This is a genomic window from Ochrobactrum sp. BTU2 (genome assembly GCF_024539785.1).
Classification (GTDB): domain Bacteria; phylum Pseudomonadota; class Alphaproteobacteria; order Rhizobiales; family Rhizobiaceae; genus Brucella; species Brucella anthropi.
In genome coordinates, this window is sequence record NZ_JAHWRG010000004.1 from 400382 (window position 1) to 419507 (window position 19126).

A 19126-nucleotide genomic window follows, 5' to 3' on the forward strand; every position below is an offset into this window, starting at 1 on the left:
AAGCAACCGGATTGGCAATTTTAACGGTTTGGTTTATCAGAATGTCGGATTGGCTTTTCAAAATGGAGAAAACATGGACGATCTGGATGAAAAGCTCATCACGCTTTTACGTCACAACGGACGGCGCAGTATTTCGGATGTGGCAATCGATCTCGGCGTTTCCCGCGCAACGGTCCGCGCCCGTATGGAACGATTGGAACAGTCCGGCGACATCATCGGCTACACGGTGATCCTGCGGTCCGATGCAGTTGATCTGCCGGTGCGCGGTATCATGATGATCGAAATCGAAGGCAATGTCGCCGACCGTGTGGTCAAGGCGCTCGGCGGCTTCTCGGAAGTTTCCGCCGTTCACACCACCAATGGCCGCTTCGATCTGGTAGTGGAACTGGGTGCTGCGACGCTCACCGATTTTGATGCCGTGCTGCGCCGCATCAGGCTGGTGCCGGGCATCAAGGCCAGCGAAACCAACCTGCTGCTTGCCACACCGCGCTCGACGCGGGCGCGTCTGTAACAAAAAGCCCGGCAATTCGCCGGGCTTTTTCGCTGTTAGGCAAGGATCGGATAATCCGTATATCCCTTGGCGCCGCCGCCATACATATGCTGCTGGTCCAGCTCATTAAGCGGTGAATTATCCTTCAAGCGACGAACGAGATCCGGATTCGAGATGAACGGCTTGCCAAAGGCCACGACGTCAGCGCGACCGCTTTCTATCTCTTCTTCCGCCAGTTCACGATCATAGCCATTATTGACCATCCAGGCAGCTTCGCCGCCAGCATCGCGATAGACCTGCTTCAGGCGCGCATAGTCAAAAGGCTGCGGGCCCTGCTGGAAATCGCGCGGACCACCGGTCGCACCTTCAATGATATGAACATATGCAAGACCGTAAGCGGCGAGCTTGTCGAGCACATAGTCGAACAGCGGCTGCGGATCGGAATCCGAGGCGTCATTGGCGGGCGTCACTGGCGAAAGACGAATGCCAACCTTGCCTGGCGCGACCGACTTGGTGATCGCATCCACCACTTCAAACAGGAAGCGGGCGCGGTTTTCGATAGAGCCGCCATATTCATCGGTACGATGGTTGCTGTCCGAACGCAGGAACTGATCGATCAGATAGCCGTTTGCCGCATGAATTTCGACGCCGTCGAAACCAGCCACTTCAACGGCATCCTTGGCAGCCTTGGCATAGGTCGCAACGATTTCCGGAAGCTCGCTCTTTTCAAGTGCACGCGGTTCGGAGGTTGGCGCAAATTCGCCGGTGCCATCGGGATGCACAAGATAGGTCTTTGACTTGGCGATGATGGCCGAAGGCGCAACCGGCTTGCCGCCATTTGGCTGCAACGTGTTGTGTGAAATACGCCCCACATGCCACATCTGCACGACGATCTTGCCGCCTGCGCTGTGCACTGCGTCGGTCACACGTTTCCAGCCTGCCAACTGTTCGGCGGAATAAAGGCCCGGCACATCGGCATAGCCCTGTCCCTGATGGCTGATCGGCGTTGCCTCCGTGATGATGAGGCCCGCACTGGCGCGCTGTTCGTAATAGGTGACGTTGAGATCATTCGGCACGGCGCGCGGTGAGCGATTACGCGTCAGCGGTGCCATAACAATACGATTGGCAAGCTTCAGATCGCCGATTGTAACTGGATCGAACAATGTGGCCATGGATACATTCCTTCAAATGGGAAAGATTGGGCAAATGGGAAAGATTGGACTGGTGAATTAAAGATCGGATACAGCTTTGATGAAGGCGGCTATCGCCTCCTCATCACGCTTGTAGAACGTCCATTGGCCAACGCGGTGGGGCATGATCAGCCCCGCCTTTGTCAGCACGGACAAATGAGCAGAAACGGACGACTGGGAGAGGCCGCACCGTTCGAACTGGCCCGCGCACACGCCCATCTCCAGAGGCATGTGCTGATCGGAGAAATGGTTCTCCGGTTCCTTGAGCCAGCTCAAAATGTCGAGACGCACCGGATTGGCGAGCGCCTTGAGTATCTCGTCCAAGGGTATAGACTGAACATCCGACATCGCAGTCACCTCGCTGATCCTTTGATACGTATCGTCATTTCCCGATATAAGTATTGAGTAAATCCGATTTATAAAGAGGCCGTTCGTTCACATCGCCGTGAACAGGAAACCGACGCCTTTCCTGTGGAACGTCGTTACTGCCTTGATTGCGCCGAACCCACATCCGACTATGTTGCCGTAAAGATTTGAGATTGGAATGAATATGGCCAACGATATTAAGCGCATTGCTGGGATTATAGCGGCGGAGATCAATGCAAAGCCCGAACAGGCAATCGCCGCCATTGGCTTGCTGGACGAAGGCGCGACCGTGCCTTTCGTCGCCCGTTACCGCAAGGAAGTCACCGGCGGCCTTGATGATACGCAGCTGCGCCAGCTTTCAGAGCGCCTCGCTTACTTGCGCGAACTTGAGGCGCGGCGCTCGTCCATTCTGGAATCGATCCGCGGACAGGAAAAGCTCACACCAGAACTCGAACTGAAAATCGCAGGCGTTCAGACCAAGGCCGAGCTTGAAGACCTGTATCTTCCCTATAAGCCCAAGCGCCGCACCAAAGCGGAAATCGCCCGCGAACGCGGTCTTGGACCGCTTGCCGAAGCCATTCTGACCGACCGCAGGCTGGTCCCCACCGAGATTGCTGCGCAATATGTCACCGGTGAAGTTGCCGATGTGAAGGCAGCACTGGATGGTGCGCGCGACATCATCGCCGAAGGCTTTGCGGAAAATGCCGAACTGATCGGCAATCTGCGCAACTATCTCAAGGAACGTGCTGTTCTCCGCTCCCGCGTTGTCGATGGCAAACAGGATGCAGGCGCAAAATTCTCGGATTATTTCGACCATTTCGAGCGCTGGGCAAATGTTGCAGGCCACCGGGCTCTCGCCATGCTGCGCGGACGCAACGAGGATTTCCTGTCGCTCGACATTGAAATCGACGCCGACGACACCTCGCCGGTAAAGCCTGTCGAACGCAAAATCGCAGCCGCTTACAATATCGGCGCAACCCTTCCCGGCGACCGCTGGCTGATGGAAGTTGCAGGCTGGGCATGGCGCGTCAAACTCTCGCTCTCCCTGTCGCTCGACCTGATGCGCGACTTGCGTGAACGCGCCGAGGAAGAAGCAATCAACGTCTTCGCCCGCAACCTCAAAGACCTGCTGTTGGCCGCGCCTGCCGGTTCGCGTGCCACCATGGGCCTTGATCCGGGCATCCGCACCGGCGTTAAGGTCGCAATCGTCGATGACACTGGCAAACTGCTCGACACAACGACGGTCTATCCGTTTCCGCCGAAGAACGATGTGCGTGGTACCCAGGCCGAGCTCGCAAGCCTGATCCGCAAACATAAGATCGAGCTGATAGCGATTGGCAACGGCACAGGCAGCCGCGAAACCGAACGTCTTGTTGTGGATATGCTCAACGAGCTTCCAGCGCCAAAGCCGCTCAAAGTCATCGTGTCGGAAGCAGGTGCGTCGGTCTATTCGGCATCCGAAGCCGCAGCCGCCGAATTTCCGCAGCTCGACGTATCGCTGCGCGGTGCCGTTTCCATCGCCCGCCGCTTGCAGGACCCATTGGCAGAGCTCGTCAAGATCGAGCCTAAATCCATCGGCGTTGGCCAGTATCAGCATGATGTCGATCAGTCCCGTCTGGCGCGTTCGCTCGATGCAGTGGTCGAAGATGCAGTGAATGCTGTCGGGGTTGATCTCAACACGGCATCCGCCTCACTGCTGGCGCGTGTATCGGGTCTGGGAAAATCTCTCGCCGAAGCAATCGTCGCGCATCGTGATGCAGCCGGAGCCTTCAAGAACCGCAAGGAACTGCTGAAAGTCGCCCGTCTCGGCAACCGCGCTTTTGAACAATGCGCAGGCTTTCTGCGTATTGCGAACGGCACCGAGCCGCTTGACGCGTCCTCCGTTCACCCGGAAGCCTATGGCGTTGCCAAGAAGATCGTTTCCGCTTGCGGTCGCGATGTGCGCAGCCTCATGGGGGATAGCGCAGCACTCAAGGCGCTCGATCCGCGCGTCTTTGTCGATGAGCGTTTTGGACTGCCAACCGTGCGCGACATCATCGCCGAGCTTGATAAGCCAGGCCGCGATCCGCGCCCTGAATTTAAGACCGCAACCTTTGCCGATGGCATCGATGACATCAAAGACCTGAAGCCCGGCATGGTGCTCGAAGGCACGGTAACAAATGTTGCGGCTTTTGGTGCCTTTGTCGATATCGGTGTGCATCAGGACGGACTTGTCCATGTTTCGCAGCTCGCCGACCGCTTCGTCAAAGACCCGCATGAAGTGGTCAAGGCGGGCGATGTGGTGAAGGTGCGCGTGACGGAAGTGGATGTGCCGCGCAAGCGCATTGGCCTCACAATGCGCAAGGACGGTGGCGAAGCTCCTGCCCCGCGTGATCCTGCAAGCCGCGACCAGCGGCCTGCCAAAAACTTCACTCCACAGCGCAAACAGGAGCAGCCATCAACCGGTGGTTTCGGTGCAGCACTTTTGGAAGCGATGAAGAAAAAATAAGCTAAATCTTGTTGCCGATTGGAAAGCCGGTTGAGACTTTTCTCACCGGCATTTCATCGGTTGGAATGATCCAACCACCGCGAATAGCGATGCGAACCTCATCGCCTTCTTCCAGTCGCACTGGATCGCGCACTTCAAAATGCAGATGAATATCTGGCTTGGTGAGCGGATGTGCCTCGATGCGCGAACCGCCACCGCGATAGACCGAACGCTTGACCCGCACAGGGATGCCGCCGGTTTCGGTCAATGCCAGATCTTCTGCGCGAACGCAGAGCTGCGCATTGGCACGCGGCATTTCAATGCCAGAACAGCGCACCTGCGCACGGCTTCCAAGCACCAGCGCCTCGCACTGTCCCGCTTGCGCAAAGGACACGACCTCAGCAGGCAGAACCATGCCATGCGCGATGAAGGACGCGACCATTTCGCTAGCCGGTTCTTCGTAAAGCTTGCGCGGCGTATCGAACTGCTGAAGCTTGCCATGATCAAGCACAGCAATCCGGTCAGCAAGCGCCATGGCCTCGGCCTGATCATGCGTGATGTAGATAATCGTCGTACCGGTACGCTTATGGAAAGCCGCAAACTCGTCTTCCATCGAAGCACGCAAATGCACGTCGAGATTGGCGAGTGGCTCGTCAAACAATACCAGCGAAGGCGCAGCCACCAGACAGCGGGCCAATGCCACGCGCTGCCGCTGACCACCCGAAAGATTGGCCGGGCGGCGATCACCGAAACCGTCGAGATCGACCAGCGCGAGCGCTTGCTTCACACGAGCCTCGCGCTCGGCTTTGGCAACTTTGGCTACCCGCAGACTATAGCCGACATTTTCTGCGACCGTCATATGCGGCCAGAGCGCATAGTTCTGGAAGACGATACCGACCTGCCGCTTCTCAGGTGGTACGTTACCATCAACATGGGAAACGCGGCTGTCACCAATGTGGATTTCGCCGCCATCGACGTCTTCAAAACCTGCAATCATCCGCAGAAGCGTGGTCTTGCCACAGCCGGATGGTCCGAGAATAGCAACAAACTCGCCATCCTTCACATCAAGCGACACTTCAGACAGGGCCTGAAACTCGTTGAAGGCCTTGGAAACAGAAGCGATTTTCAGTCGCGCCATGGCAGCACTCCGTTTGGAAGACGCCGCGCAAACAGATTTGTTGCAAGCATCAGCATGAATGTCACCGCAACGGCCAGAATGGATATGGCAGCCGCATAGGCGGAATCGCCCGCCTGTTCGAAAGAAAACATCACCACGCCCAGCGTTTCCGATCCCGACGCCCAAAGAAGCGCTGAAACCGTCAGCTCACAGAAGGCGGTCATGAAAATGAGCACGCCGCCTGCAAGCGTCGCCGGGGCGACCAGAGGGAATATAATGGTCCTGAGGCGATAGAAAAGCCCCGCCCCCGCAACACGCGCTGCTTCTTCCAAAGCACGGTCGATCTGGTGCAGCCCGGCAACCGTTGGCCGCAGTGCCAGCACGAAGAAGCGCGCAAGATAGGCAAAGAGGATGATCCAGAGCGTGTTGTAGAGGCTGACACCAACCACTGGCAGCGGCTTCAAGAACATCAGCAGGCAAGCAATAGCCAGCACCACGCCCGGTAACGCATAGGGCATCTCGGCTGCGAAATTGAGGATCGGCGTCCAGCGCCGTTTGCGCCAAGCGAGCATATAGGCAAGCGGAACTGCTATCAGCACCGCAAAGAATGCTGCCGCCAACGACAGAACCGCACTGTTGCGGAAAGCGCGCGCAGCACCAGCATGTTCAAGCAGCACGAAACGGAAATTCTCGGCTGTTGCCGTCGCAAATGTCAGCGGCACACCATAGGCCGGAACCAGAGCGGACAACGTAAGACCGATCAACGGCAGAAACAGCACGATAACAATCAGGAGCCATGCCGCGGCTTCCACCAACACGCGCCAGCGGCCAAGCGCGAAGGGTGCAGCAGGCAGCGACGTCGAAACAATGCGGAAATCGCGGCGGCGCGAGGCATATTCCTGCGCGGCGATCCCTGCCATTGCAATCAGCCCGATCAGAACCGACAGCACGGCGACGCTGGACAGCACAGCTGGACCGCCGCCCGCAAGACGCTGATAAATCAGCGTTGGCAAAACGAGGTAATTCGATGGAATCCCCAGAAACGCCGGGATGCCAAAATTGCCGACACACGACACGAAAGCCAAGGCAGCAGCACCGATGATCGATGGCGTCATCAGCGGCAGAATGATGGTGCGCAGAACGGTCCATTTGCTGGCACCGGCACTCAAGCCCGCTTCCACCAGTTCGCGTGGGAGTTTGCGCAGTCCTGCCCGCACGATCAGAAAGACCAGCGGTCCATATTGCACGCCAAGCAGAAAAATAATGCCCCAGACAGAATAGAGCGGATTGCGGCTGCCAAGCGGCGGCGCCATGCCGATGATCTTGAGGAACTGGCTGGAAGGCCCGAATAGCTGGAGCCACGCCAGCGCTGTTACCTGCGGGGCAATCAGCAGGGGGGTGACGTAGAAAAGCACAAAGACATTGCGCCCGCGCATGTTGGTGAGACCGACGAGCAACGCCGCAACAATGCCGAACACAAGCGCCAGCAGCGCGCCGCCAATGCCAATCTGCAGGGAATGCCATGTGGCAACCCATGTCGACTGGCTGCCAAGCGTTTCCACCAGCGCCGAGGTCGAAAACTGCCCCTGCGGCGCGACCAGTTCGACCAGCAGCCTGCCCATTGGCAGAAGCGACAGCACTGCAACAATAAGCGTTACACCAATAATCAGGGCCGCATCACGGCCCTGAAGATCTCGAAACATGTGCATTAAAATGCCTTATCCGCCGAACAGCTCGGAGAACTGCTTCTTGTCGGCATCAGTCTGATCGAGAACCTTCTGGGTGTCGATAGACATGATATTGATCTTGGTGCCTTCCGGCAGCCATGCCGGGCGACCAACGCCTTCCTTGGCAGGCAGATAGCCCTGCTCCAATGCCAGCTTCTGGCCATCATCCGACAGGATGAAATCGACGAACTTCTTGGCACCGTCGACGTTCTTGGCGGTTGCCATGATCGCAACCGGTTCGGTCACGGCAGGCACACCTTCCGACGGGAAGACGAACTCGATCGGCGAACCCTTGGCCTTGGCATTGAGCGCCATGAAGTCAACGAGGATGCCATATGGCTTTTCGCCGCTCGCAACCGACTTCAGCACGGCGCCATTGCCTTTAACGCTTGCCAGCTCATTGGTCTTGAGGTTCTTGAAGTAATCCCAGCCAATATCCTTATTGAGTGCAAAGCCGCTCAGGAGATAGGCGGCAGCGCCCGAATAAAGCGGGCTTGGCATGACCACCTGGCCTTTGTAATCGGCCTTGGCGAGATCGGCCCAATGTTCCGGCTTCTGTGCGGCACCCGTGTTGTAGGCGATGCCGGTGGTGATCAGTTTGGAGCCGAAATAGGTCTTGTCGGCGTCATAGCTATCCGCAGCAAAACCATCAACCTTGGCTTCCGGATAGGCGAGCAGGCGCTTGTCCTTCTTGAGACCTTCCATCGTCACCGCATCAGCGATCAGCAGAACGTCAGGCTGCGGCGCGCCAGCCGAAAACTCGGCGGCAAGCTTGGTGAGGAGTTCGCTCGTACCAGAGCGGAAAATCTGCACATCGGTGTCCGGATTGGCCTTGCGGAAAGCTTCAACCGTCTTTGTCGCATCCGCTTCCGGCTGTGACGTATAGAGCGTCAGCGTATCAGCCTGTGCCACGGCAATGGAAAGAGCAAGAAGCGCAGGTACGACGGCAGCCCGCTTCAGCATCTTGTTCATGGGATTCGCTCCTCGAATTTCTGTATAATGTTCGCCAGCATGACCAGCGATGCCGGTACAATCCTGACGCGTGCGAAGTGATAGCGCGCAGATACTGCCATGGCGATAGGCACGATCATTTCCATTCATGGTGCACCTGTCAAACATCCTGCAACGTGAACCCGGAAAAGCAAAAGCCTCCCGGCGGAATCATAACCATCGGAAGGCTTGTAAGACATTGAATGTTTTGCCGAACAGCCATCCGTATCTCCAAGTATGGAGAAGATGCGGATGGCATTAGAGGAATTGCAATGCGGTTTTATGACAACCGCAAACGCATTCCCGGTAAAAAGATCAACAGATCAGATAACAATCTCGGCGACATGCGCAACCTGCGCACCCGCCTCATAATAGGCTTCACGCAGACCGCGGAAATTCTGTTCCTTCGGATCGCTGACCGGCAGCGGCAGATCGTCTTCGTTGATCTCGCCTGAAACAAGCTGCGAAAGCAGTTTTCCGAAGACCGTGCCCGGCGCGATGCCACGGCCGTTGTAACCGGAGAATCCAACCACATTGCGCGCGAGGCGATGGAATTTCGGCAGGCTGTCATTGGTCATGCCGATCTTGCCATACCATTCGGCTTCGAACTCGACCTCGCCAATCTGCGGAAAAAGACGCTTCAACGATTTCTTCGCCCATGCCTTATGCACGGCAGCGCCGGTATTGCGCAGCGCACCAACGCTTCCGAAGACAAGGCGGCCCTGTTGGTCGAAACGGAAGGATGAAAGGACTTCCTTTGTATCCCACACACCCTGACGTTCCGGCAGAATGCTCTTTTTCAGATTATCCGACAGTGGCCTTGTAGCCATGTTGAAATATGGCAGATGAACCAGCTCAGCACGCACTTCCGGCCATGGCGCATTGGTGTAGGCATTCGTCGCCACAACCACCCAGTTGGCCGTCACGGAACCCTTGGCAGTCTTGACCACCCATTTGCCGTTCTTTTCCTTGGCACCGATCACCGGGCTTCCGGTAAATACTGTCGCGCCAGCGGTAATGGCGGCATGGGCAAGCCCGCGCACATAAGCGAGCGGCTGGATCGTACCGGCACGCAGATCAAGCAGCGATCCGGCATAGGCCTTGGTTCCAACCTTCGCTTCAGTTTCTTTCGCATCAAGCAGCTTCACATTGGCGCCGCGGCGCGCCCACTGCTCATGGCGGTCTTCAAGTTCCTTCAGGCCCTTCTTGCCAACAGCGCAATGAAGCGTGCCCTGCTTCTCTACTTCACAGGCGATCTTGTGCTTTTCAACGATTTCGAAAACGAGCTTCGGCGCATTGCCGAGGACATCAAGCAGGCGATCTCCATATTTCTGACCGAGCACGCCGGGCAAATCATCCGGCATGACCCACATGCCCGCATTGACCAGACCCACATTGCGGCCCGAACCGCCATAACCGATCTCGATACCTTCGAGAACGATGGCTCGCGTGCCTTTTTCGGCCAGATGCAGAGCGGTCGAAAGACCGGTGAAACCGCCACCCACAATCACGACATCCGCAGTCAGATCACCTTGCAGCGCATTCGTCTCGGGGGCGGCAGGGGCGGTCTTTTCCCAAAGACCATGGGAGCGCGGATCGTTCAGCATTGAGAGCAACCATTTTAAATAGTGGAATACGGGCACCCTGCCCGACTGTTCCTATTTCACGCCGCGAAAGCCGGTTGGACAGCGTTATTTGCGCAACAATTCATTCCGGTTTGGAATGAACCAACGGCGAATAATCCGTATTTCCTACCTGCCCGGCGATCCACTGACAGAACACCTGCGTCAGCGGATTTTCCAACTTTCCTTCCGGCACGACGAGATAATATTCATTCTCGGTTCGCATCGGCTTCTCGAAAAGCATGACCAGCTCACCGCTGAGCAATTCCTGTTCAATCAGATAAAGCGGCAGAAGCGCGAAACCCAGACCGGCCAACGCCGCGCCAATGACCATCGAGAACTGATCGAAGCGATGTCCCCGATAAGCCGATCGCCCCTCGACACCGCAGCTTTCAAACCATTGCGCCCACATTTTGGGCCGCGTCGCAAGATGCAGCAAGGGCTCATTCTCAAGCTCTTCCGGGGCGGACGGATGACGCGCTTTCAACAGGGCCGGGCTGGCAACCGGCACGATGACCTCGCTGCACAGGAAAGTGCAGGTGGCATGTGCCCAGACCGGCTGTCCATAATGGATGGCCAGATCGAACGGCTGCTCCTCGAAATCGAAGACACCGGAGCGCGACGCGACATTGATGGCAATGCCGGGATGCTTTTCGATGAAATCTGAAATACGCGGCATCAGCCAGCGCGTGCCGAATGTCGGCAATGTAGCCACACTGAAAGAAGACGTTGATTGCGCCGAAGCCATGGCGCGCAACATCGTGTCCTCCGTCTGGTTCAGAAGACGCCGCACTTCCGGCAAAAATTTCCTGCCCGCATCGGAAAGCAGAATGCGCTGGCGGATGCGTTCGAACAACAGAACACCGAGCTGGCTTTCAAGATCCTTGATCTGACGGCTGACAGCGCTCTGGGTGAGATTGAGCTCATGCGCAGCCTGCGTAAAACTGCCATGACGGGCGGCACACTCGAATGCCTGCAGCGTGGCGATGTCCGGGATCAGTCTTCTGCTCAGCTTCATTCCATTCTCGCATTAACATAGTTGCTTTCGTCGCAAGCATAACCGCAAAACGGTCTATATGATACATTTTCATCATAATCCATGCATGTTCCTCCCAAACAAGACATGCACCACCCGAAGATGCCCCACTCGACGGAAATTTTCGCCATGAAAGACCAGAAATTCGTTTCACCGGACGCCATTCGCTCGGCTTTTTCGGCAGCAATGTCCGCCATGTACAAGCAGGAAGTACCTGCTTATGGCACATTGATGGAACTCGTTGCCGATGTGAACGCCAAGGTGCTTGCTGATGACAGTCACCTGCATGAACGTCTGACGGAAACAGATTCGCTTGAACGCATCTCTGAAGAACGTCACGGCGCTATCCGCCTCGGCACAGCTGCTGAACTTTCCATGATGCGCCGCGTTTTTGCGGTCATGGGCATGTTCCCGGTCGGCTATTACGACCTCAGCGCCGCAGGCGTTCCGGTTCATTCGACCGCCTTCCGCCCGGTTGACGATGCGGCACTGAAGCACAATCCGTTCCGCGTCTTCACCTCGCTTCTGCGCCTCGACCTGATCGCCGATGAAAAGCTGCGCGCTGAATCGGAAGAAGTCCTGTTGAAGCGCAACATCTTCACTGCCGGAGCCATCGCTTTTGTCGAAAAGGCTGAAGCCGAAGGCGGCCTCAACGACGACGACGCGAAAGCCTTTGTTGCTGAAGTACTGGAAACCTTCCGCTGGCACGATCATGCCAATGTCAGCGTCGAACTTTACCATCGCCTGCATGACGCGCATCGCTTGATCGCCGATGTCGTGTCGTTCAAGGGCCCACATATCAACCATCTGACGCCGCGCACGCTCGACATCGACGCCGTGCAGGTTCAGATGCCGGATCGCGGTATTAACCCGAAAGCCGTCGTCGAAGGTCCTCCGACCCGCAAGTGCCCGATCCTTCTGCGCCAGACCTCGTTCAAGGCGCTGGAAGAAGAAGTGTCCTTCGTCAATGCAGACGGCACCTGGACGCCGGGCTCGCACACTGCCCGTTTCGGTGAAATCGAACAGCGCGGCGTGGCGCTCACGCCAAAGGGTCGCGCGCTTTACGACAAGCTGCTCAACGACACCCGTGCCGTTGTCCGCCCTGCCCCAGACGGCTCGAATGCAGCTGAATATGTGAAGGCGCTGAGCGGCACCTTTGCCGCTTTCCCGGACACATGGGCTGGCGTGCGTGAAGAAGGCCTCGGCTACTTCGCCTATTCGGTCAAGGACGCTGCAAAGCTTGAAGCTTACAAGCCGGGCACCGATATTGAGGTTCTGATTGAAGCTGGCGCGGTTCAGTCCGACCCGATCATCTATGAAGACTTCCTGCCGGTGAGTGCTGCCGGTATATTCCAGTCCAATCTGGGCGACGACGAAACACAGGAATTTGTTGAAAGCCCGAACCAGAAGCGTTTCGAGGATGATCTGGGTGCGAAAGTGCTTAATGAGTTCGAGCACTATGCCCGCATCGAACGCAAATCCATCGAAGCCGTTCAGGCAGGCCTGAAAGGCCTTGAAGCGGCAGAATAAACGCATAGCCCCGAAAAGTTACAGACTTTCTGGACAGGACTATGCGCAAACAACTCATACAGAGAGGAAAGCCATGAACACCGCTGTTAGAAAAATCGACGTGAAGAAGGAAGCCGCCGATCTGCTTTCCAAACTCGGCGTCGATGCATCCGCTTATACCGGCGGCGACCTTGCCGGTTTCAGCCCTGTATCGGGCGAACAGATTGCTGCGGTCAAGACCCACAGCAAAGAAGATGCCGTCAAGATCATCGACCAGGCCGATGAAGCCTTCCGTGCCTGGCGCAACGTTCCGGCACCGAAGCGCGGCGAACTGATCCGCCTTCTCGGTGAAGAACTGCGCGCTTCCAAGGAAGACCTCGGCCGTCTTGTTTCGCTCGAAGCTGGCAAGATTCCTTCGGAAGGTCTCGGCGAAGTACAGGAAATGATCGACATCTGCGATTTCGCCGTCGGTCTGTCGCGCCAGCTCTACGGTCTCACCATTGCAACCGAACGCGCTGGCCATCGCATGATGGAAACTTGGCATCCGCTCGGTGTTGTCGGCGTTATCTCTGCCTTCAACTTCCCAGTTGCTGTCTGGTCGTGGAATGCTGCTCTTGCAATCGTTTGCGGCAACTCGGTTGTCTGGAAGCCGTCTGAAAAGACCCTTCTGACCGCTCTTGCCTGCGATGCAATCTTCAAGCGCGCGCTGAAGCGTTTCGGCGATGCACCGGAAGGCCTCTCCCTGCTTCTGCTCGGCGACCGTGAAATCGGCGAAGTCCTCGTCGACAGCCCGAAGGTTCCGGTCGTTTCAGCAACCGGTTCGACCCGCATGGGCCGCGAAGTTGGTCCGCGTCTGGCCAAGCGTTTTGCCCGCGCAATTCTCGAACTCGGTGGCAACAATGCCGGTATCGTCTGCCCGTCGGCAGATCTCGACATGGCTCTGCGTGCGATTGCTTTCGGCGCAATGGGCACTGCCGGTCAGCGTTGCACCACGCTGCGTCGTCTCTTCGTACATGAAAGCGTTTACGACGCTCTCGTTCCGCGTCTCCAGAAGGCTTATGCCAGCGTCACCGTTGGTTCGCCGCTCGAAACAAGCGCTCTGGTCGGTCCGCTGATCGACAAGGTTGCTTTCGACAACATGCAGAAGGCCCTCAAGGAAGCTGCTGCTCACGGCGGCAAGGTACAGGGCGGCGAACGCGTCGATGCTGGCCATGAAAACGCTTACTATGTGCGTCCGGCCATCGTCGAAATGCCGAAGCAGCAAGGCCCGGTTCTCGAAGAAACCTTCGCACCGATCCTTTACGTCATGAAGTATTCCGACTTCGACGACGTACTGGCAAGCCACAACGAAGTTGGCGCAGGTCTGTCCTCGTCGATCTTCACGCTCAACCTGCAGGAAGCAGAACGTTTCCTCTCGGCTGAAGGTTCGGATTGCGGCATTGCGAACGTCAATATCGGTACTTCGGGTGCTGAAATTGGCGGTGCATTCGGCGGCGAAAAGGAAACCGGTGGCGGTCGTGAATCGGGTTCGGATGCGTGGAAGGGCTACATGCGCCGCGCAACCAACACCATCAACTACTCGAAGGCTCTGCCGCTCGCACAGGGCGTTTCCTTCGACATCGACTAATCGATCTGATTTCAGATCAAAAGAAAACCCCGCTTCGGCGGGGTTTTTTATTGACGCAACATCAGCGATTAGCGGAGATTGTGGTTATGGCATGCCGAAAATCGTGGCTTTTGAGAACCGGCGCGCAGCGTACTTGAGTACGTGAGCACCGGAAGCGCAAAAAGACGCGATTTGCAGGCTGCCAGAGCCGCAATATCACCCCATGCGTTCGGAGGCGAAAGAACCGGGGCTAGCCGGGAATACGACCGTGCGATTGCCGTTGAGGAACGAGCGGTGATGAATATGCGCGTGAACAGCGCGTGCCAAAACCTGTGCTTCAACATCACGGCCAATCGACACGTAGTCAGCAGCGCTCTGTGCGTGCGTGATACGGGCAACATCCTGTTCGATGATCGGACCTTCATCAAGGTCAGCAGTCACGTAATGTGCCGTGGCTCCAATCAGTTTCACACCGCGCTCATAGGCCTGCTTGTAAGGGTTCGCGCCCTTGAAGGATGGCAGGAAGGAGTGGTGGATGTTGATGATCTTGCCCGACATCTTCTGGCAAAGCTGATCGGACAGAACCTGCATATAGCGCGCAAGAACCACCAGCTCGGTGCCTGTATCATCAACAATATCCAGAAGGCGCTGTTCTGCCTCTGGCTTGTTGGCCTTGGTGACGGCAATATGGTGGAACGGGATGTCGTGATTGACGACAACCTTCTGATAATCGAAATGGTTCGACACCACGCCGACAATATCAATCGGCAGCGCGCCAATCTTCCAGCGATAGAGCAGATCGTTCAGGCAATGGCCGAAACGGGAAACCATCAGCAAGGTTTTTGTCCGTTGGGCGTTGTCGTGGAATTCAAATTCCATCTCGAACGGAGCTGCCACGGGCGCAAAGCCTTCACGCAGCACATCAAGCGCTACGCCTTCTTCGGAGATGAAGCTGACGCGCATGAAAAAACGACCGGTATCCAGATCATCGAACTGGGCGCTATCGATGATGTTGCAACCCTTGCCCGCAAGATAACCCGAGATTGCGGCAACGATACCACGAGTGGACTTGCAGGTGACGGTCAGGACAAAATTATGCATCGGACTTCCTCAATTTTCGAAGGCGCAAGCCAAAGCGCGCGCCTTGAAACTAGTTCACGATGCGGCCTCCGCCATGCCAGAATGCGTAATGCACTGACCGGATTGCGCTATCAAGCGACTTTGGAAGAAAGATCGCTCTAATTTGATCAAAGATGCGGATTGCGGTCACGATACCGGGCGACAAGTTCCCGGTTCACCTCACCGGAGCCTGGCATGTTGGCGCTCAGATAAATTGGTGCGTCGCCTTTGCCCACCAGCTTCGCCGCCACATCGGCAAAAATGGCATTGAGGATCGTGACACCAAGCGCCGTCGAAACCGGACCGACCTTCAAAGAACTGCCTTCCATTTCCAGCACCGCATCGCCCGCTGGCGCATCATTGTCCAGCACGACATCGGCCAGAGAAAGCAGCTGCGTGCGGCCCTTGGCGATTGCGTTGGAATAAGTGACGGAAGTGACCGCGATAACGGCAGCCCCCTTCTCCCGTGCATAGCGCGCAGCCTCAATGGGAGCGGCATTCACACCAGAGTTCGACACGACGATCAGCACGTCACCTTCACGGATTCCGTAGCGTTCGAGGATCGGCAGCACAGCCCCCTCGATCCGCTCGAAATGCGAGCTGGCAGCCGCTCCGTCCTGCAGCATGATTGCCCCGCAAAGGATCGGCACAGTGATTGCCAATCCGCCCGCGCGATAGTGCAGTTCTTCCGCCATCATGTGCGAATGGCCAGTACCGAACACATAGACGCGGTTGTCTGCCAGTGCGGCAGCAGTAATCAGCTCGGCAGCTTTGGCCATCGGCTCGGCAAGGCGACCACGCAGGCCGGTGAGCCGCGCAATGAGATCATCGAAATAACGATCCGTAATTTCCGTCATCGACCTTACCCCGAAATCTGTTTTTCGCCGGAAAGCCATGTGGCTTTCGCAAACAGCCCATCGTCAAGATGGACGGCATCCATCCGCATGCCGGGACGGAACGTTCCGCGATCGTTGAGATGCAGATAGCGCGCCGGATAATGGCTCGCCATGCGCAGTGCCTCGGCCAGCGTCAGCTCCAGTTCGGCCACGCCGAAACGCACCGCCGACGCCATATCGAGATCGGAACCGGCAATGGTGCCATCCGCCAGCACAAGCTTGGAGCAGATACCGCCCGGCACACGACGGACGGCACGCCCGTTGATCTCGAAGCTTTCGGAATCCGAACCGACCAGAGCCATGGCATCCGTCACGAAGAACAGGTGGGCATCTCCCCGTTTCGCCCGAAGAGCAAGCCGCAGCGCCATCGGATCGACATGATGGCCATCGGCAACGATACCGCACCAGATGTCGGGATGATCAAGTGCCGCACCAGCCAGCCCCGGTGCACGATGGCCAATCTGGCTCATGGCGTTGAAAAGATGGGTCACGCTTCGCGCACCGGCATCGAAACGCTTGAACGCCTCATCTGCCGTCGTGTCGCTATGGCCGATACTGACGACCACACCGCCGTCGCTCAAACGACGCACCTGATCAGGCGTGACCTGTTCGGCAGCAAGCGTGACCAGCAAGGTGCCGATCTGCTTTGCCGTATGGATATAGAGCGCGATATCGGCATCGTTGACGGGACGCATCAGTTCCGCCAGATGGGCGCCTTTGCGAGCCGGCGCCAGATGCGGTCCTTCCAGATGCAGACCGGCAACGCCCTTGTCGGCCTTGACTGCCTCAATTGCCGCTTCAATGGCGCGATCGCGCACCGGCGTCGTGTCGGTGATCAGCGTCGGTAGAAGGCTCGTCGTTCCATATTTGCGATGCCCCTTGGCAATCGTGAACATGGTCTCGGGTGTCGGCTGGTCATTGAGCATACGCCCGCCGCCGCCATTAACCTGCGCATCGATAAATCCGGGTGCCAGAACGCCACCGTTCAGGCGCTCGACATCACGGGCTTCGCCTAGTGACGCTTCCGGCACGATGGCTTCGATCTTGCCATCGCTGAACACCAGCGCGCTTTGGTCGTGAAAGCGCTCGCCGTCGAAAATGCGCGCGCCTGCTATTGCCGATTTTCTTGTCATACCGTCACCGTAACCTTGTTGAGATTGCGCGGCTTGTCTGGGTCAAAACCCTTGCGGCGCGTGACCGCTTCAATGACGCGGTAATAATTGATGAGGGAAACCAGCGGATCGAGATGCGCATTGCCCGTGCTAGCCGATGGCAGTCGGAAGCCCGGCGTTTCCGCATCGGATAGCGACACGATGCTCGCTCCAAACGAATGCAGCCGCTTCAGGGCCTGCATGTTGGTGTCGAACGCTTCATCGCGCGGCAGGAAGGAAATAATCGGGAAACCTTCTTCCACCAGACGCATCGGACCGTGCATCAGCTCTGCCAGAGAGAAGGCTTCCGCATGGATATTGGCGGTTTCCTTTGCCTTCAGCGCAGCCTCAAGCGCGATTGCAAAGGCCGTGCCACGACCGCCGGTATAAAGCGAGCGGGCATTGAAAAGGAGATTTTCAACCGCTTCGCGACCGTCAGGACGTGTTGCAGCAAGCGCCTCCGGCAGGCGCTGCAGTCCGACCTGCAGGCTTGCGTCACCGCTGGCCGACGCGACCACACCCGACAATGCCGCGACTGCGGCAATGAACGACTTGGTGGCAGCAACACTCTTTTCTTCACCAGCATTGAGCGCGAGTACCACGTCGGCGGCATTACCCAGCGGGCTATCGACAACGTTCACGACGGCAATTGTGGTTGCACCACCTTTTTTGGCAGCGTCCTGCGCTGCAACAATGTCCGGGCTCGCGCCGGATTGCGACACGGTAAAGTGCAATCCGTTCTTGAGCTTCAGCTTGGAACCATAGACCGACGCCACCGAAGGCCCGATGGATGCCACCGGAATACCCATGGTGATCTCCATCAGATATTTGAAGAATGTCGCCGCATGATCGGACGAACCACGCGCGGCGGTGGTGATGACGGCAGGTTCGTTCTTCTGGAAAATGCGCGCGATTTCCGAGAATGTGCCTGCCTCCTTCTCAAGCAGACCGGCGACGACGGCAGGCGACTGTTCGGTTTCCTGCAGCATCAGGGAGGAAGGGCTGTTCATGGTCATTCTCCAATTTTCAGTTCGGCGACGAAGTCATAGGCATCGGCGCGATAGTGCGAACGGGTATATTCGACGATCCGGTCGTCCTCGAGATGCGAGACACGCTCGATCAAAAGTGCTGGCGCACCCCTGTGCACACCAAGCAGGCGTGCCGTGCCGGGGTCGAGTGTAACCGCCGTCAGGCGCTGCAAGGCGCGCACCGGCTTGTGGCCACGCCTTGCCAATGCGCCATAAAGCGAGGTTTCTTCGACGCGGTCCTGATCCAGATAATGGCGCGGGACCACAGCCCGCTCGAAGGCCATCGGCACACCATCGGCAAGGCGCAGACGATCCAGCCGCACCACCGTCGTATCAACGCCGATTCCCAGCCGGAAAGCCTCGTCGGGCGACGGCCTGTCAACCTTGTTGGTGACAACGCGTGCGCCCGGCTCCTTGCCACGCGACAGCATATCCTCGGAAAACGAAGTCAGGCGCCAGAGATGCTGGCTGATGCGGGCCGGGCGTTCGGCAACGAAGGTGCCACTGCCGCGCCGCGCCTCGACCGCGCCCTGGGTCAGCAGTTCCTTATACGCATTGCGAACGGTAATGCGGCCGACGCCAAGCTGCTCCGCCAGATCGCGCTCCGGCGGCAGTCCGACAGCGGGCGCAAGTTGCCCCTCCTCGATCAGTTCACCGAGAATACGCGCAAGGTTCCGGTAAAGCGGCCCCGTAAGCTGCGGATCGTGCAAACCGCGCTCTTCGATGGCCGTGATCAATGTGGTTCTATTCATACTTCATATAATAGAACCTATATAGAACCAATGGCAAGTGACAATCTCATGAAAAAAGCC

16 protein-coding genes are annotated in these 19126 nt (G+C 57.4%); 4 read left to right on the forward strand and 12 right to left on the reverse strand.

What is annotated here, in order from left to right; all coding sequences use genetic code 11:
* Positions 1 to 73: 73 nt before the first annotated feature.
* The gene (locus KWJ32_RS14415) at positions 74 to 511 is read left to right on the forward strand and encodes an Lrp/AsnC family transcriptional regulator (RefSeq protein WP_010659538.1); all 438 of its coding nucleotides are present in this window, start codon (positions 74 to 76) and stop codon (positions 509 to 511) included.
* Positions 512 to 546: 35 nt separating this feature from the next.
* Here KWJ32_RS14415 and KWJ32_RS14420 read toward each other — a convergent pair whose 3' ends face one another.
* The gene (locus KWJ32_RS14420; RefSeq protein WP_012091526.1) at positions 547 to 1662 is read right to left on the reverse strand and encodes an alkene reductase; all 1116 of its coding nucleotides are present in this window, start codon (positions 1660 to 1662) and stop codon (positions 547 to 549) included.
* Between the two features lie 57 nt (positions 1663 to 1719).
* Positions 1720 to 2028, reverse strand: coding sequence for a helix-turn-helix transcriptional regulator (locus tag KWJ32_RS14425; RefSeq protein ID WP_012091525.1), 309 nt, complete (start codon positions 2026 to 2028; stop codon positions 1720 to 1722).
* Positions 2029 to 2230: 202 nt separating this feature from the next.
* Here KWJ32_RS14425 and KWJ32_RS14430 point away from each other — a divergent pair, with 202 nt between their 5' ends.
* Positions 2231 to 4534, forward strand: coding sequence for a Tex family protein (locus tag KWJ32_RS14430; protein ID WP_040130079.1), 2304 nt, complete (start codon positions 2231 to 2233; stop codon positions 4532 to 4534).
* A 1-nt stretch (position 4535) separates the two neighbouring features.
* Here KWJ32_RS14430 and KWJ32_RS14435 read toward each other — a convergent pair whose 3' ends face one another.
* The 5 genes from KWJ32_RS14435 to KWJ32_RS14455 all read right to left on the reverse strand — a co-directional run bounded on the left by KWJ32_RS14435 (position 4536) and on the right by KWJ32_RS14455 (position 10987).
* Complete coding sequence (locus tag KWJ32_RS14435) at positions 4536 to 5651, reverse strand: ABC transporter ATP-binding protein (RefSeq protein ID WP_012091523.1); 1116 nt, start codon at positions 5649 to 5651, stop codon at positions 4536 to 4538.
* Entirely contained in the window at positions 5639 to 7339 is a 1701-nt protein-coding gene (locus KWJ32_RS14440; protein WP_012091522.1) for an iron ABC transporter permease, read from the reverse strand. Before KWJ32_RS14440 ends, KWJ32_RS14435 begins: the two co-directional genes overlap by 13 nt.
* A gap of 9 nt (positions 7340 to 7348) precedes the next feature.
* Positions 7349 to 8329, reverse strand: a complete 981-nt coding sequence (locus tag KWJ32_RS14445; RefSeq protein WP_012091521.1) for an ABC transporter substrate-binding protein — start codon at positions 8327 to 8329, stop codon at positions 7349 to 7351.
* 341 nt (positions 8330 to 8670) lie between these two features.
* Positions 8671 to 9954: an FAD-binding oxidoreductase gene (locus KWJ32_RS14450; protein ID WP_012091520.1), complete on the reverse strand. Its 1284-nt coding sequence runs from the start codon at positions 9952 to 9954 to the stop codon at positions 8671 to 8673.
* Between the two features lie 100 nt (positions 9955 to 10054).
* On the reverse strand, positions 10055 to 10987 hold the full coding sequence (locus tag KWJ32_RS14455; protein WP_010659530.1) for a LysR family transcriptional regulator: 933 nt from the start codon (positions 10985 to 10987) through the stop codon (positions 10055 to 10057).
* A gap of 147 nt (positions 10988 to 11134) precedes the next feature.
* Between KWJ32_RS14455 and KWJ32_RS14460 the strand changes: the two genes are divergently transcribed.
* Positions 11135 to 12535 carry a VOC family protein gene (locus KWJ32_RS14460; protein WP_040129138.1) on the forward strand — a complete coding sequence of 467 codons (1401 nt, stop codon included), beginning with the start codon at positions 11135 to 11137 and terminating at the stop codon, positions 12533 to 12535.
* Between the two features lie 73 nt (positions 12536 to 12608).
* On the forward strand, positions 12609 to 14141 hold the full coding sequence (locus KWJ32_RS14465) for an aldehyde dehydrogenase family protein (protein ID WP_012091518.1): 1533 nt from the start codon (positions 12609 to 12611) through the stop codon (positions 14139 to 14141).
* A gap of 195 nt (positions 14142 to 14336) precedes the next feature.
* On the opposite strand, the gene purU is transcribed toward KWJ32_RS14465, so the two are convergent.
* The 5 genes from purU to KWJ32_RS14490 form a co-directional block, all read right to left on the reverse strand.
* Positions 14337 to 15221, reverse strand: a complete 885-nt coding sequence (gene purU / locus KWJ32_RS14470) for a formyltetrahydrofolate deformylase (RefSeq protein WP_010659527.1) — start codon at positions 15219 to 15221, stop codon at positions 14337 to 14339.
* Between the two features lie 146 nt (positions 15222 to 15367).
* A complete protein-coding gene (locus tag KWJ32_RS14475) occupies positions 15368 to 16096 on the reverse strand; it encodes a sugar isomerase domain-containing protein (protein ID WP_125334370.1) in 729 nt (242 codons plus the stop codon).
* Positions 16097 to 16101: 5 nt separating this feature from the next.
* On the reverse strand, positions 16102 to 17268 hold the full coding sequence (nagA, locus tag KWJ32_RS14480) for an N-acetylglucosamine-6-phosphate deacetylase (RefSeq protein ID WP_012091516.1): 1167 nt from the start codon (positions 17266 to 17268) through the stop codon (positions 16102 to 16104).
* Complete coding sequence (locus tag KWJ32_RS14485; RefSeq protein WP_012091515.1) at positions 17265 to 18296, reverse strand: SIS domain-containing protein; 1032 nt, start codon at positions 18294 to 18296, stop codon at positions 17265 to 17267. Before KWJ32_RS14485 ends, nagA begins: the two co-directional genes overlap by 4 nt.
* 2 nt (positions 18297 to 18298) lie before the next feature.
* On the reverse strand, positions 18299 to 19066 hold the full coding sequence (locus KWJ32_RS14490) for a GntR family transcriptional regulator (RefSeq protein ID WP_010659523.1): 768 nt from the start codon (positions 19064 to 19066) through the stop codon (positions 18299 to 18301).
* Positions 19067 to 19126 lie beyond the last annotated feature (60 nt).